The sequence below is a fragment of the Catenulispora pinistramenti genome, from assembly GCF_018274385.1.
Lineage (GTDB): Bacteria > Actinomycetota > Actinomycetes > Streptomycetales > Catenulisporaceae > Catenulispora > Catenulispora pinistramenti.
Genome location: NZ_JAAFYZ010000112.1, coordinates 1 through 14,828 on the forward strand (window position 1 = coordinate 1; position 14,828 = coordinate 14,828).

Consider the following 14,828-nt stretch of genomic DNA (forward strand, 5'->3'; position numbering starts at 1 on the left):
GCCGCGGCCGGGACCGGAGCTGGAGCTGGAGCTGGAGCTGGAGCCGGAGCCGTTTCGGCTGGCGCCGGGACCGAGGTCGAAGCCGGAATCGAGAGCGAAGCACCAGTCGGGACCGAGACCCGAACCGGGATCACGGCGGTGCCGGTGATGTAGTCCGCCTCGCCGGTCAGACCGAGGCTGTCGCCACGGTCTTTGAGCTCAACTTGCATCTTCCCTGCCTTGCCGGAGCGGCTGCGGTCGCTGTCCGACATAGGTGGACTGCGCGTGGATCCCCAGTGTGTACCACGTGAAGGCCGATTACGGCATCGATCTTGCGATTCTTACGATTTAGTCATCTGACTCCTGAATTCGTCGGCTCTGGGTGACGGCGCCCGCACCTTCCGCAGTCGGCGGCACGGGTTTGGTTCCCGCCGGTTCGCCCGAACAGGCGAACCCCGCCAGAACCCGCGTGGCATCAACAACAGAGCTCTGACCAGGGACTACACCGGCATCCCTGGGGTCGCACCCGCCTCGCAGGTCGCGCGCGGACCGCCGTTCGCGACCACCCTGGTGCGGTGGGAGTCACACAAGTTGCTTCCCGCGCCGCGATGGTAGGCGAGTGTTAGGAGTCCCTATGCGGACGACCGCCAAGTCTTCGTCGTCGTCTCCGGCACCTCGGCGGCCCAGCGCCGCCCCCGTGCTGGAACGGGTCAGAAGCCCGGAGGACTTGGCGGGGCTCGGCACCGCCGAGCTGGCCGAGCTGGCCGCGCAGATCCGCGGCTTCCTGATCGAGAAGGTCTGCGCGACCGGCGGTCACCTGGGGGTGAACCTCGGGGTGGTGGAGCTGACCATCGCGCTGCACCGGGCGTTCCGCTCCCCGCGGGACGCCCTGCTGTTCGACACCGGGCACCAGTCGTACGTCCACAAGATCCTCACCGGCCGCGCCGCCGGTTTCGACACGCTGCGCACCAGTGGCGGCCTGTCCGGCTACCCCTGTCGCGCCGAGTCCGAGCACGACTGGATCGAGAACTCGCACGCCTCGACCGCCCTGAGCTACGCCGACGGCCTGGCCAAGGCCTTCCAGCTGCGCGGCGAGCTGACCGACGGCTCCGAGGACCCGGCCGGCCGGCACGTCGTGCCGGTGATCGGCGACGGGGCGATGACCGGCGGGCTGGCCTGGGAGGGCCTGAACAACCTGGCCGGGGCGACGGACCGGCCGGTGGTGATCGTGCTGAACGACAACGGCCGCGCCTACGCCCCGACGATCGGCGGCATCGCGACCCACCTGGGCGGCCTGCGCTCCGAGCCCCGGGCCCAGCACCTGTTCGGCGAGCTCGGCCTGGCCTACCTCGGCCCGGTCGACGGGCACGACATCGCCGCCACCGAGCAGGCGCTGCGAGCCGCCGCCGCGCTCGGCCGGCCGGCGCTGGTGCACGTCATCACCACCAAGGGCCACGGCTTCTCGCCCGCGGAGTGCGACGAGGCCGACCGGATGCACGCCGTCGGCGTCGTGGACCCGCGGACCGGCATCCCGACCAAGGCACCGAAGAAGAGCTGGACCGAGGTGTTCGGCGAGCAGATGGCGGCGATCGGCGAGCAGCGGCCGGACGTGGTCGGGGTCAGCGCGGCGATGGTGCTGCCGGTCGGGCTGGGCGAGTTCGCCCGCCGGTTCCCGGAGCGGGTGTTCGACGTCGGCATCGCCGAGCAGCACGCGGTGTGCTCCTCGGCCGGGCTGGCGGCCGGCGGGCTGCACCCGGTGGTGTGCGTGTACTCGACGTTCCTGAACCGGGCGTTCGACCAGGTCGTCATGGACGTGGCGCTGCACAAGGCGGGCGTCACCTTCGTCCTGGACCGCGCCGGGGTCACCGGCCCGGACGGCGCCTCGCACCACGGGATGTGGGACAGCGCGATCCTCAGCGTGGTCCCGGGCCTGCGGCTGGCCGCGCCCCGGGACCCGGCGCGGCTGGCGGAGCTGCTGCGGGAGGCGGTGGCCGTGGACGACGCGCCGACCGTGATCCGCTTCCCGAAGGCCGACGCCGGGCCGGACATCGAGGCGCACGCGCGGATGAACGGCGTCGACATCCTGTACCGGGCGGTGGGACGGCCGCTGGACGTGCTGATCGTCGCCGCCGGCGTGACCGCGAAGGCGTGCCTGGCCGCCGCCGAGGAGCTGGACCGGCTGGGGATCGGGGCGACGGTGGTCGACCCGCGCTGGATCCTGCCGGTCAACCCGCACCTGACACACCTGGCCGACCGGCACCGGCTGGTGGTGACCGTCGAGGACGGGGTGCGCAGCGCCGGGATGGGCACGGCGCTGGCACAGGCGTGCGCCGACGCCAGGTCGACGACGCCGGTGCGGGTGATGGGGCTGCCGCGGGAGTTCCTGGCGGCCGGTGCGCGGCAGGAGATTCTGGAGAGCTCGGGGCTGGGCGTTCGGGACATCGTCACGACGGCCACCGATGGTTTGCGGGCCGGGCCCCACATCCCGATCCCTGACCTACCTGATCTTCCTGAGATCACGGAGATCCCTGATCTCCCCGAGATCACCGAGATCACCGAGATCCCGCCAATCGTCAGCAAGGCGAACGGCTCGGCGAAGCGCGCGGACCGGAGGGCACTGTGAACGCCGTCAACCTCGGACTGCCGGCCTTCCCGACCGCGGAGACCCGCGAGCGACGAAGGATCAGCCGGCAGCTCGACGTCGGCGGCGTGCCGGTGGGCGGCGGGGCGCCGGTGTCCGTGCAGTCGATGACCACGACGTTGACCGCGGACGTGAACGCCACCTTGCAGCAGATCGCGCAGTTGACGGCGGCCGGCTGTCAGATCGTCCGGGTGGCGGTGCCCTCGCAGGACGACGCCGACGCGCTGCCGGCGATCGCGAAGAAGTCGCAGATCCCGGTCATCGCCGACATCCACTTCCAGCCGAAGTACGTCTTCGCCGCGATCGACGCCGGTTGCGCGGCGGTCCGGGTGAACCCCGGCAACATCAAGGCCTTCGACGACAAGGTCGGCGAGATCGCGCGGGCCGCGGAGGACGCGGGGGTGCCGATCCGGATCGGGGTCAATGCCGGCTCGCTGGACAAGCGGCTGTATGAGAAGTACGGCAAGGCCACCGCCGAGGCGCTGGTCGAGTCGGCGCTGTGGGAGTGCTCGCTGTTCGAGGAGCACGGGTTCCGGGACATCAAGATCTCGGTGAAGCACCATGATCCGCTGGTGATGGTGGCCGCGTACCGGTTGCTGTCCGAGCAGTGCGACTATCCGCTGCACCTGGGGGTCACCGAGGCCGGGCCGCTGATGCAGGGCACGGTGAAGTCGGCGGTGGCGTTCGGGATCCTGCTGTCGGAGGGCATCGGGGACACGATCCGGGTCTCGCTGTCGGCGCCGCCGGTGGAGGAGGTCAAGGTCGGGATCAGCATCCTGGAATCGCTGGGGTTGCGGCGGCGGCATCTGGAGATCGTGTCGTGTCCGTCGTGCGGGCGCGCGCAGGTGGACGTGTACAAGCTGGCCGAGCGGGTGCAGGCGGCGTTCGACGGCTTTCCGAACCCGCTGCGCGTGGCGGTGATGGGCTGCGTGGTGAACGGGCCCGGCGAAGCGCGAGAGGCGGACATCGGGGTGTCGTCGGGGAACGGGAAGGGACAGATCTTCGTGCACGGCGAGGTGGTCCGCACGGTGCCGGAGGCGCAGATCGTCGAGGCGCTGGTGGAGGAGGCGCTGGCGCTGACCGAGGGGTCATGACCGCGGGGCACGGCGGGGGGTACCGAGGCGTGGCCCTGGTGACCGGGGCGTCGTCGGGCATCGGGACCGTGACGGCCGCGGCGCTGGCCCGGCGCGGGTATCGGGTGGTCGTGCACGGCCGGGACGAAAAGGCGACGGCCGCGGTGGCGATGGCCGTGGACGGCGTGCCGGTCTGCGCCGACCTGGCGCGCGAGGGCGAGGCCGAACGGCTCGCCAAGCAGGCGCTGGACGTCGGCGGCGGGCGGGTCGAGGTGCTGGTGAACAACGCCGGGTTCGGGTGGTACGGGGACTTCGACGGGATCCCGGCCGGGACCGCGGAACGGCTGTTGGCGGTGAACCTGGCGGCGCCGATCGCGCTGACACGCGCACTGCTGCCGGGGATGCGTGAGCGCGGCGCCGGGCGACTGGTGTTCCTCAGCTCGATCGCGGGGCAGGTCGGGGTCGCCGGCGAGGCCGCGTACGCCGCGACGAAGGCCGGACTGCACTGCTTCGCGGACAGCTTGCGCAGCGAGCTGCGCGGGACGGGAGTCGGGGTCGGCGTCGTGGTGGCCGGCGTGATCGCGACGCCGTTCTTCGAGCGGCGCGGGACCCCTTACGCGCGCCGCTGGCCGAAGCCGATCCCGACGGAGGTGGCGGCCGACGCGGTGCTGCGGTGCGTGGAGCGGGGGGCGGCGGAGGTGTACGTGCCGCGGTGGCTGCGGGTGCCGGTGGCGGTGCAGGGGGTGGCGCCGGGGGTTTATCGGTGGTTGGACGGGCGGTTCGGGCGGGAGTAGGGCTCGGCCGCGCTGCCGCCTGCCGCCTGCCGCCTGCCGCCCAGGCTGCGGCATGTCCCGGTAACGCGCGATAGCACCTCGGGCCAGCACCCGCGCACTCAGGCACTGGGCACTCGCGCACAGGCGCACTCGCACTCAGGCACTCAGGCACTCAGGCACTCAGGCACTCGGGCAGGAACGAGCAGGTCGCTCGGTTGATCCTGCCCGAATCCAGCCGAGCTCTACGTCTCCCGCAGAGCCCGCACCGACTCCCGCAAAGACCCCAGCGTCGCGAACACGGCGGTCGGCTCGTACCCGCAGTGCGCCATGCAGTTCGCGCAGCGCGGGTCGTTGCCGCGGCCGTAGCTGTCCCAGTCCGTCTCCTCGATGAGTTCCTTGTACGTCGAGGCGTAGCCGTCCGACATCAGGTAGCAGGGCTTCTGCCAGCCGAACAGGGAGTAGCTGGGGATGGCCCAGGCCGTGCAGGGGAAGTCGGTCTTGCCCTCCAGGAAGTCCAGGAAGAGCGGGCTGTGGTTCAGGCGCCAGCGCTGGCGGTTGCCGTCTGCGAAGGCCTTGCGGAAGAGCTCGCGGGTCTGCTTCACCGGCAGGAAGTGCTCCTGGTCCGGAGCCTTTTCGTAGGCGTAGCCGGGGCTGATCATCATCTGGTCGACGCGGAGGTCGTCGTTCAGGTAGTCCAGGATGTCGATGACGTCCTGCGGGGAGTCCGTGTCGAAGATGGTCGTGTTCGTCGTCACCCGGAAGCCGCGGCGGCGCAGTTCGCGGACGGCGGCCACGGCCTCGTCGAAGACGCCTTCCTTGCAGACCGACTCGTCGTGGCGTTCGCGCAGGCCGTCCAGGTGGACCACCCAGGTGAAGTAGCGCGAGGGCTTGAAGCGGTCCAGCTTCTTGGGGATGAGCAGCGCGTTCGTGCACAGGAACACGTAGCGCTTCATCTTCACCAGCTCATCGACCAGCTCGCCGATCTGCGGGTGCATCAGGGGCTCGCCGCCGGCGATCGAGACCATCGGCGCCCCGCACTCGCGCATGGCGGCCAGTGCCTGCTCGATCGGCATGCGCTTCTTCAGCACGTCGGCGGGGTGCTGGATCTTGCCGCAGCCGGCGCAGGCCAGGTTGCAGGCGAACAGCGGCTCCAGCTCCACCAGCAGCGGGAACTTCTCGCGGCGGCGCAGTTTGTTGCCCAGGACGTAGCTTCCGATGCGGATGCTCTGGCGGACCGGCATTCCCATGGTTCCGCGCCTCCTTGCGAGTAGATCCAGTGATGGTGCTTGATAGTGCTTCAGACGTGTTCGAGTGCTGTGGCCCAGTCCCGCAGGACCGTGCCGATGGCTCGGAGCCGTTTTCGCGCCGTCAGTCCCGCGCGCAGGGTCGAGGGGCGGACCAGGGGGTGGTCCGGGGTGTCCACGACCACCCGGACCACCGTGAAGGGCCGGCCGCGGGCGGTCGCGACCAGGGGGAACGACTCCATGTCCACCGTGGTCACGCCCTGGCCCGCCAGCCGGGTCAGGGTCTCGGCGGAGGCGATGCGGTCGACGGTCGCGATGGGGCCGGTGACCACCTTCGGCGTTCCGCGTCCGGCCGCGTTCAGGCCGTGCGCGGTGTGCGGTTCGGGCGCCTCGTCCACCTCGGGCTCCAGGATCAGGTGCCGTTCCAGGGCGAACGCGATCGAGTCGGCCCAGGGGCACTCGATCACCGCCTCGCCGTGGCGCACCTCGTCCGCGACCACCACGTCCCCGGGCCGCAGACAGCTGTCGGTGGCGCCGCCGAAGCCCGCGACCGCCAGCACGTCGAAAGCCGGGTCCCGCTGCGCGAACTCCTCGGCGCGCCGGATGCCCATGCCGACGCGCTCGACCCGCAGGCCGTCGGTCCTCAGGGCCCGGGCTTCGATGCCCAGCGCCGCGCAGACAAGGAGGTCCGTCGTGCCAGTCATGACACGGCCCTCACGTAGCGCCCCAGCGCGCTGATCGGGAACACCAGCCGGTAGAGGTGGTAGTTGAGGTAGAAGTCCCCGGGGAATCCGGTGCCGGTGTAGTGGTCCTCGTCCCAGGTCCCGTCCGAGCGCTGGGTGCGGACCAGGAACCGGACGCCGTGCTCAACCGCCGCGCTGCGCCCGGTGTTTGCCCGCCCCCTGCCTCGCTCGATTTCCCCGGCCGCCAGGAGCGCCAGCAGGGCCCAGGCGGTCTGCGACGCGGTCGACTCCCCGCGCCCGATCCACCGCCGGTCCTTGTAGGAGCGCATGTCCTCGCCCCAGCCGCCGTCGTCGCTCTGGTGCTCCTCCAGCCAGCGGACGGCGCGGCGGATCATCTCGTCTTCCGGGTCGACGCCGGCGGCGATCAGCGCCGGGACCGCGGCGCCGGTGCCGTAGACGTAGTTGGCGCCCCAGCGGCCGAACCACGAGCCGTCGCTCTCCTGCGCCTTGACCAGCCACTCCAGCGCGCGCCGCGACGCCGGCGACTGGCCGCGGCCCAGTGCCGCGTACGCCTCCAGGGTGTGCGCGGTGACGTCGGCGGTCGGCGGGTCGATGACCGCGCCGAAGTCGCAGAACGGCAGCTTGAGCGCCAGGGTGCGGGTGTTGTCGGCGTCGAAGGCCCCGTAGCCGCCGTCCTTGCTGGCCATGCCCTCCAGCCAGTCGGCGCCGCGCCGGATCGCGGCCGCCGCGCCCGGGTGCGCGACCCGGTTCAGGGCGAGCAGGACCTCGGCGGTGTCGTCGGTGTCGGGGTAGCCGTCGTTGTCGAACTCGAAGGCCCAGCCGCCGGGTGCCACCTTCGGCCGGCGCACCGACCAGTCGCCGGGGTTGGTGATCTCCTCGCCGAGGACCCAGTCGGCGGCCTTGACCAGCGCCGGGTGGTCCTCGGGCAGGTCGGCGTCGCGCAGCGCGGTCATCGCCAGGACGGTGTCCCAGACCGGCGACTGGCAGGCCTCCAGCCGGCGTCCGCGCTCGTCGCGGATGATGAATCCTTCGAGCCCTTCGATGCCCTTGCGCATCACCGGGTGGTCCACGCCGTAGCCGAGCAGGTTCAAGGCGATGAGCGAGTACACCCAGGGCGGCTGGATCCCGCCCCAGGATCCGTCGGCCTCCTGCCGGGCGATGATCCAGTCGGCCGAGCGGCGCAGGGCCGCGTCGCGGACGGAGCGCAGCGGACGCCGTTCGTAGCCGTGCAGCGCGCGGTCCAGCGTGGTGAAGAACCCGCGCTGCGCCTTGGTTTTCCGGCCTGTCTTGAGCTCCCGCAAGTCGAACCCGAGCGGCCGCACCGGACGCAGGGCATTGACGATCGTCAGCGGCACCACGGTCTGCCGGGCCCAGCAGGCCCAGTCGTAGACGTTGAGCGGGAACCACTTCGGCAGGTAGATCAGCTCCGGCGGCATCACCGGCAGATCAGACCACTGCCATTCGCCGAACAGCGCCAGCCAGATGCGGGTGAACACCCGGCTTTCCTCGATGCCGCCGGACTCCAGGATGAAGGCGCGGGCGGCGATCATGTGCTCGGCGTCGGGCGAGTCGCCGGCCATGCGCAGCGCGGCGTAGGCCTCGATGGTCGTCGACAGGTCCGCGGGCCCGTCGTAGAAGTTGGCCCACGTGCCGTCGGCCCGCTGTTGGGAGCGGATCCAGGCACCGGCCGCGGCGGTCTCCTCGGCGGTGCGGATCCCGAGGAACTGGCGCAGCAGCAGGTCCTCGGCGTCCATCGTGACGTTGGTCTCGAGCTCGCCCTTCCACCAGCCCGCGCCGTCCTGCAGACCGAGCAGGTGGTCGGCGGCGGCCTTGAGCGTCGCGGCGGCCGCCGAGGCGTCGGCGGGTCCGCTCGCGGCGGCGCTGGTAGCGCCGGTAACGCCGGTGGCGCTGGTGGCGCTGGTGGCGATGACGTCGGTCACGGTGTCCCCTAGTTGTCCCGGTGGGTGACGAAGCGGGCGACGGCCAGGAACTCGGCCCGCACGTCGCCGGGGATGTCGGCCTCGGACAGCCGGGCCTCGGCGGCGGCGATGCGGGCGTCGGCGGCGGACTCGGCCCAGGACCGGCCGCCGGCCTCCTCGATCAGCGCCGCGGCCTGGACCAGCTGCTGCTCGTCCAGCGGTTCGGTCTGGGTGTAGAGCTTCAACAGCTTCGCCGCGGCCGGGGTGCCGGAGCTCAGGGCCGCGGTCACCGGGAGCGACTTCTTGCGCGAGCGCAGGTCGTTGAGGACCGGCTTGCCGGTGACCTCCGGGCGGCCCCAGATGCCGAGCAGGTCGTCGATGAGCTGGAAGGCCATGCCCAGTTCCTCGCCGAACCCGGACAGCGACAGCGCCAGCCGGTTCGGGGCCTCGGCCAGTACCGCGCCGATCGAACAGGAGCAGGCGAACAGCGCCGCGGTCTTGTCCATCGACATCACCGTGCACTCGTCCAGGCTGACGTCGGTGCGGGACTCGAAGCCCAGGTCCAGGGCCTGCCCGGCGATGAGTTTGCGAGTGGTCGCGGCTATGTGCCGGGCCGCGCGGTGCGCTCCGGCCGTGGCCCGGTCCAGCAGCACCTCCTCGGCCAGCGCCAGCAGCGCGTCACCGGCCAGGATCGCGGCCGGGACGCCGAAGACGGTCCAGGCGGCCGGGCGGTGCCGGCGCATCCGGTCGTTGTCCATGACGTCGTCGTGCAGCAGGGAGAAGGCGTGCACGAACTCGACCGCCACCGCGGCCGGCACCACGCGCGCCATGTCGGCGCCGGCGGCCCGGCCGGACAGCAACGCCATCGCGGGTCGCAGGGCCTTGCCGCCGGCCGGGCCGCGCGGCACCGAGCCGTCGGCCTCGACCCAGCCGAAGTGGTACGCGGCGACCCGGCGCATGCGCGGGTCCAGCCGCTCGACCGCGGCGCGCATGGCGGCCTCGACCTGTTCACGGCCGGCGGTGACGGCGTGCGGGACGACTGTCATCGGTCGTTGCCTTTCTGCCAGGGCGCCTGGTTCCGATTTCCGGTGTCCGGAGCCGCGGGATGGGGACGGGAATCGCGAAACGGCTCGATGGTGAGCCCGGTCAGACGGGAAGGATGGGTCATCCGGGCCGGCCGTCCCTGCTGCTCCGGCCCGGTCAGGCGCCAGTCGTCGAGCGTTCCCCGCTGGGATTCGGAACTCCGGGATTCGGAACTCCGGGAATCGGACCGCCGGGAATCGGACCGCCGGGAATCGGAACCGGAAGCCTTGTCCAGGTGGCGACGGCACAGCGCGGCGGCCGTCAGCCCGCTGCGGACCGCGCCCTCCATCGTGTCCGGCCAGCCCGTGGCGGTCCACGCACCGGCCAGGAAGAGCCCCGGCACGCCGGTCGCAGCCGACGGACGCAGCGCCGCCGAGCCGGGAGCCTGGCGGAACGTGGCGTGCCGTTCCCGGGTGACGAAGAACTCGGCCACCTCCGCACGCCGGGTGCGCGGCATGACCTCGGCCAGGGCCGGGAGGAAGACCTCGCGGATGTCGGCCACCGGCGCGTCGATCCACTGGCCGGCCGCCGACACGACGCTGCTGATGTACTGGCCGTGGGTCTGGCCCAGGCCCGCGGCCCGGGTGCGGTCGAAGACCCACTGCACCGGCGAGTCGACGACCGCGGCGAACGGCCTGTCGAAGACGGGGCGGTCGTAGAGCACGTGCACGTCGACGATCGGCGAGGACGCCAGGCCGGCCCAGCGTTCCCGGTCCGGGCACGCCTCCGGCGGCACCAGCGCGGCGGCTGCCGGATGCGGCACCGCCACGATCACCGCCTCGGCGTCCACCGGAAAGCCGTCCACGACCAGCCGGGTCCCGGAGACGACCTGTTCGACCTTGGTCTTCAGGTGCAACCCGCGCAGTGTCTTCTCGGCCGCGCGGCCGTGCAGCTCGCCGAGCGGGATACCCGGGACGCCGATGTCGGCGGCGTCGGCCCGGCCGAGCAGCGCCTTCTGGATCACCATCGCCGACAGCCCCAGCGAGGCCTCGTCCACGCCGCAGTTCAGCGCCGCGGTGACGAACAGCTCCCACAGGTAGCGGCGGGCCCGGTCGTTCTGGCCGTGCTCGTCCAGCCAGTCACCGAGACTGACCGCGTCCAGCGCCGGGTCGGCCGGGTCCAGCTTGCCCAACGCCAGCGAGGCCGAGGCGGCGCGCAGCCGCTCGGCCGGGTCCAGCAGGGAGTAGGCGGCCAGGGCCGGGAGCAGGTGCAGCGGCCCGGGGAGCCGGGTTCGGCGCAGCCGGGAGTCGGGGCGGTCGTCGGGGGTCAGGATGCGCAGATCGAAGCGGTCCTGGATGGTGATGCCGTCCCCGGTGCCGAGCCGGTCCAGCAGGCCGCGGTAGGCGGTGAACGCGCGCAGCATCACGTGCTGGCCGTTGTCCACGGTCAGGTCCGGACAGCCGTTGGAGCCCGCCCGCTGGAAGGAGTGCGTGGCGCCGCCCAGGCGCGGGCGCGCCTCGTACAGCTCCACGTCGATGCCCGACTCCTGGAGCGCGACCGCCGCCGCGATTCCGGCCAGGCCGCCGCCGACGACCGCGACGCTCACGGCGTCACCCCCGCCAGCGCGCGGGCCGCGACCACACCCTTTTCCCAGGCCGGCAGCGACATCCGGGCGTTCAGGGCGCTGATCGGCTGCTCGGCGATGCGCAGCAGCAGCCGCCGGTAGATGCCGGCCATCGCCGCCGTGCAGGCCGCGCTGCGCCGGTCCAGCAGCGGCAGCAGCTTCAGGCCGGTGTCGTACCAGCCCCGGGCGCGCGCCGCCTGGTCCCGGACCAGGGCCGCGAGGTCGGCGTCGGAGTCCACGAAGCGGCCGTGTTCGTCGATCTTCAGGGTGCAGCCGTGCCGGACCAGCTCGTCGGCCGGCAGGTAGACCCGGCCCATCAGGCCGTCCTCGCGCACGTCGCGCAGGATGTTGGTGAGCTGGAGCGCGACGCCGAGGGAGTCGGCGTATTCGGAGGCTTCCTGCTGGCGCGCCGGGTCGACGCCGTAGACGCCCAGGGAGAGCCGGCCGATGGAGCCGGCGACGCAGCGGCAGTAGAAGGTCAGCTCGTCGGCGGTGGCGTAGTCGGTGCCGCGCACGTCGGCCTCGCAGCCGTCGATGAGCTCGTCGAAGGCGGCCAGCGGGATCGGGTGCCGCCGGGCGGCGTCGGCCAGCGCGACCAGCACCGGGTCCTCGGGGTGGTCCTCGATGTGGTGCAGTTCCTCGCGGGCGGCGGTCAGCTGGGTCAGGCGCTCGCCGCGGGTCTGCGAGCCGTCCCCGATGTCGTCGACGCGCCGGGCGAAGGCGTAGACCGCGGACAGGGCCTGGCGCTTGGTGGTGGGCAGCAGCCGGATCCCGTAGGCGAAGTTGCGGGCCCGGGCGCGGACCACCCGTTCGCAGTACTCGTAGGCGGCTTCCGGATCCATGCTCTGACGGCTCACTTGGCAACGTCCCTTCCGAGGATCAGCAGTGCTTCGCCGAGCGTCCGGGCACGGCTCGGGCGCAGGCGGGCGGCGTGCACGTCATAGGCGCCGCCGCGCAGCGCCGCCAGGGTGGCGCGGCCGCCGGCCAGGTAGCCGGCCACGGCGATCCGGGCCCAGCCGTCGAGCTTGCCGATCAGCGGGGCGCCGGCGTCCAGCAGCTCGGCGGCGCGGTCGGCGTTGCGCGCCACGACGCCGCGCAGCCGGGTCGGGGTGGTGGCGGCGCCCAGGTCGGCGTCGGTGCAGCCGAACAGCCGCAGGTCGGCGGCGGGCAGGTAGACCCGGCCGTCGTCGAAGTCCTCGGCGACGTCCTGGCAGTGCTCGATGACCTGCAGCGCGGTGCAGATGTGGTCGGACAGCGTCAGCCGCTCCGGGCTCGCGGCGTCGAAGACGTGCAGCACCAGGTGACCCACCGGGTCAGCGGACAGGGCGCAGTACTCGACGAGCTGGTCCCAGGTGGCGTAGCGGTGGATCTCCTGGTCCTGCCGGTTGGCCTGGACCAGCTTGCGCAGCGGCGCCTCGGGGATGCCGTGTTCGCGGGCCACGGCGCCGATGGCGCGCAGCGCGGGCAGCTCCGGGGCGGTGCCGGCGTAGATCCGGTCGATGTCCCGGTCCACCTGGTCGAACAACCGGCCGCGGTCGTCCGGCGGCGCCTCGTCCCCGATGTCGTCGATCAGGCGGGCGAACCGGTAGACGGCGCCGAGCGCCGCCCGGTGCCGGGCCGGGAGGATGCGCAGCGCGACCGGGAAGTTCTCCCGGATCGTCCGCTCGGGCGGCATGGCCGGGTCGCCCGAGCCCGCGCCCGCGCCGAGAGCGCCCGCCGCCCGCGGGCCGGGCCCGCTATGGGTGTCGAGCCGGCTGGCCTTCAGCATCAGTGGAATCCCTTCGCCTCTCCAGCAACGCAATCAGCACTCGGCCCTTCCGTCCCCTTTTCCTGATCCATTCGAGGGTCCCCACCGGCTCGGCACGCGGAAAGTTGTTGATTCGGCCGTTTCCGCCGGGGTGTGAGGGGCCCGGCGGCGGGAAGGTGCGGGGCATGCGTTCGGTGACTGTCGCGACGGGCGCGGCGGTCGGTCTGGCCACACTCGGCCTGGCCCACATCGGCCCCGCCGCGAGCTGGCTGCCGCCCGTCCGCGACCGGCTGATGCCGGGCCTGGCGGCGCGCGGCCGGGCCGACCACGTGGCACTGACCTTCGACGACGGCCCCGACCCGGTCAGCACGCCGTACTTCCTGGACCTGCTGGACGAGCTCGGGGTGCGCGCGACGTTCTTCGTGCTGGGCGCGCGGGTGGCGCGCCACCCGGAGGTGGTGGCCGAGACCGCGGCGCGCGGGCACGAGGTGGCGGTGCACGGCTGGACGCACGAGCCGCAGTGGCTGCCCCATCCGCAGCGGGACGTGACCGGGCTGCGGTTGGCGCGCGATGTGGTGGAGCAGGCTTCGGGGGCCCGGCCGACGTGGTTCCGGCCGCCGTTCGGAGTGCTGACCACGGGGTTGTGGCGGGCGGCGCGGCGGGCTGAGCTGCGGCCGGTGCTGTGGGGCGCGTGGGGGAAGGACTGGGAGGAGCAACGCTCGGTCGCCGAGGTTCGGGAGACGGTGCTCGGGTCGGCGCGCGGCGGGACGACAGTGTTGTTGCACGACACGGCGCCGGACGGCCGGGGTGATGCTTGGCGGACGACGTTGGCGGCGGTGCCGGGGATCGTGGAGAGCTGCCGGGGCGCCGGGTGGGATGTGGGACCGCTGGCGGAGCACTTCTGAGGCGGCTCGTGAGGCGGCTCGTAAGGTCGCCCGTGAGGTGGCTGCCGCCACTCTTGGGGAGACTCCCCCAGCTCGTGGGGTAACTCCTTCGGAGTAAGCATCAGCTCAGCCCCAACCCACTCAGCGCCGCCCCGAAAGCCGCCTCCCACGGCGCCCGGACCGAACCGACCGAAGGCGGCGGTGTCGGCCGCTGCAGCGCGGCCAACGCGGCCCGCACCACGTCCCGGGGCGCGGCGCCGGTCACGTCCGCGTGTCCGAGTTCCAGCTCGTGTTGCAGGTTGTCGCGGCCGTGCCCGGGCACCACGTCCAGCAGCAACAGCCGCCGCCCGATCGCGCGCGCCTCGCTGCACGTGTCCCCCGAACTGGTGACGACCAGGTCCGCCGCCGCCATCAGGGCCGGAACCCGGTCGGAGTAGCCCAGCGCGTGGACCCTCGGCTCCCGGCGCTCGGCGGCGCGCAGCCGCGCCTCCAGCTCGCGGTTGCGTCCGGCGACCGCCAGCACGTGCACCCCGGCCCGCCCCAAGGCTTCCGCCGCGGCGGCGACCGGCCCCAGCCCCCAGGCGCCGCTCATCAACAGCACGCAGCCGGCGTCCTGCGGGATCCCGAACTCCTCGCGCGCCGCCTCCTTGCTCGGCGGGCTGTAGAACGCGGGCCGCAGCGGCGCCGGGACCACAGCGACCCCCGCGTCCGGCCGGTACCGGCGCACCCCGGCCGCCGCGGTGTCGGACGTGACCAGGAACAAGTCCGTGCTCGGATGTACCCACAACCGGTGCGGCGTGACATCCGTGCAGAACACCATGTGCGGCGGGACGTGCACGCCTTCGCGGTGCACCGCGTCGACCGCGCCGGCGGCCGTGGCGAACACCGACACCACCAGGTCCGCCGGCTCGCGGTCCAGCAGCTCGCGCACCCGCGGGGCCAGTCGCGAGACCGCCGCCTTCTCGGTGTAGCGGGCCAGGCGGTTCCCCGGGCGCAGCGCCGAGAAGTGGAAGGCGTCGTACACGCCGGGGACGGCCAGCAGGCGCCGGAACACGGCCTCGCCCGCGGCGCCGGAGCGCCGGCCGAGCAAGGCCATCGCGTCCACCGTGGAGGTGGTCCACCCCCGGTCGTGCAGCGAGTCCGCGCAGGCTGCCGCCATCACGTCGTGCCCCTGCCCCAGGGACCCGGACAGCAGCAGCGCGTGCGGCATCGGCCCG

The 14,828-nt window shown here is 72.8% G+C and carries 12 protein-coding genes; 4 read left to right on the top strand and 8 right to left on the bottom strand.

Annotated features, from left to right (window positions below; all coding sequences use genetic code 11):
• Positions 1-613 precede the first annotated feature (613 nt).
• From KGQ19_RS27865 to KGQ19_RS27875, 3 genes are read left to right on the top strand one after another with little or no spacing between them, the layout of a single operon-like run.
• On the top strand, positions 614-2,602 hold the full coding sequence (locus KGQ19_RS27865) for a 1-deoxy-D-xylulose-5-phosphate synthase (protein WP_212014019.1): 1,989 nt from the start codon (positions 614-616) through the stop codon (positions 2,600-2,602).
• Entirely contained in the window at positions 2,599-3,714 is a 1,116-nt protein-coding gene (gene ispG, locus KGQ19_RS27870; protein ID WP_212014020.1) for a flavodoxin-dependent (E)-4-hydroxy-3-methylbut-2-enyl-diphosphate synthase, read from the top strand. Before KGQ19_RS27865 ends, ispG begins: the two co-directional genes overlap by 4 nt.
• Positions 3,711-4,487 (top strand): SDR family NAD(P)-dependent oxidoreductase, encoded by a 777-nt coding sequence (locus tag KGQ19_RS27875; RefSeq protein ID WP_212014024.1) that lies wholly within the window; start codon positions 3,711-3,713, stop codon positions 4,485-4,487. Before ispG ends, KGQ19_RS27875 begins: the two co-directional genes overlap by 4 nt.
• Before the next feature lie 221 nt (positions 4,488-4,708).
• On the opposite strand, the gene hpnH is transcribed toward KGQ19_RS27875, so the two are convergent.
• The 7 genes from hpnH to hpnC are packed head-to-tail and all read right to left on the bottom strand — an operon-like array spanning position 4,709 to position 12,748.
• Positions 4,709-5,713, bottom strand: a complete 1,005-nt coding sequence (gene hpnH, locus KGQ19_RS27880; protein ID WP_212014034.1) for an adenosyl-hopene transferase HpnH — start codon at positions 5,711-5,713, stop codon at positions 4,709-4,711.
• A 50-nt stretch (positions 5,714-5,763) separates the two neighbouring features.
• Entirely contained in the window at positions 5,764-6,414 is a 651-nt protein-coding gene (locus tag KGQ19_RS27885) for a 5'-methylthioadenosine/S-adenosylhomocysteine nucleosidase family protein (protein ID WP_212014036.1), read from the bottom strand.
• Positions 6,411-8,354, bottom strand: coding sequence for a squalene--hopene cyclase (shc, locus tag KGQ19_RS27890; protein WP_307856528.1), 1,944 nt, complete (start codon positions 8,352-8,354; stop codon positions 6,411-6,413). The genes KGQ19_RS27885 and shc overlap by 4 nt, the downstream gene beginning before the upstream one ends.
• An 8-nt stretch (positions 8,355-8,362) precedes the next feature.
• Complete coding sequence (locus KGQ19_RS27895) at positions 8,363-9,379, bottom strand: polyprenyl synthetase family protein (protein ID WP_212014043.1); 1,017 nt, start codon at positions 9,377-9,379, stop codon at positions 8,363-8,365.
• The gene (gene hpnE / locus KGQ19_RS27900; protein WP_307856529.1) at positions 9,376-10,962 is read right to left on the bottom strand and encodes a hydroxysqualene dehydroxylase HpnE; all 1,587 of its coding nucleotides are present in this window, start codon (positions 10,960-10,962) and stop codon (positions 9,376-9,378) included. Before hpnE ends, KGQ19_RS27895 begins: the two co-directional genes overlap by 4 nt.
• A complete protein-coding gene (hpnD, locus tag KGQ19_RS27905) occupies positions 10,959-11,822 on the bottom strand; it encodes a presqualene diphosphate synthase HpnD (RefSeq protein WP_212014107.1) in 864 nt (287 codons plus the stop codon). The genes hpnE and hpnD overlap by 4 nt, the downstream gene beginning before the upstream one ends.
• Before the next feature lie 11 nt (positions 11,823-11,833).
• A complete protein-coding gene (gene hpnC / locus KGQ19_RS27910) occupies positions 11,834-12,748 on the bottom strand; it encodes a squalene synthase HpnC (RefSeq protein ID WP_212014045.1) in 915 nt (304 codons plus the stop codon).
• Between the two features lie 164 nt (positions 12,749-12,912).
• On the opposite strand from hpnC, the gene KGQ19_RS27915 reads away from it, so the two are divergent.
• On the top strand, positions 12,913-13,632 hold the full coding sequence (locus tag KGQ19_RS27915) for a polysaccharide deacetylase family protein (protein WP_212014047.1): 720 nt from the start codon (positions 12,913-12,915) through the stop codon (positions 13,630-13,632).
• A 100-nt stretch (positions 13,633-13,732) separates the two neighbouring features.
• Here the strand turns inward: KGQ19_RS27915 and KGQ19_RS27920 are convergent, their stop codons facing one another.
• The gene (locus KGQ19_RS27920; protein ID WP_212014049.1) at positions 13,733-14,821 is read right to left on the bottom strand and encodes an MGDG synthase family glycosyltransferase; all 1,089 of its coding nucleotides are present in this window, start codon (positions 14,819-14,821) and stop codon (positions 13,733-13,735) included.
• Between the last annotated feature and the right edge of the window lie 7 nt (positions 14,822-14,828).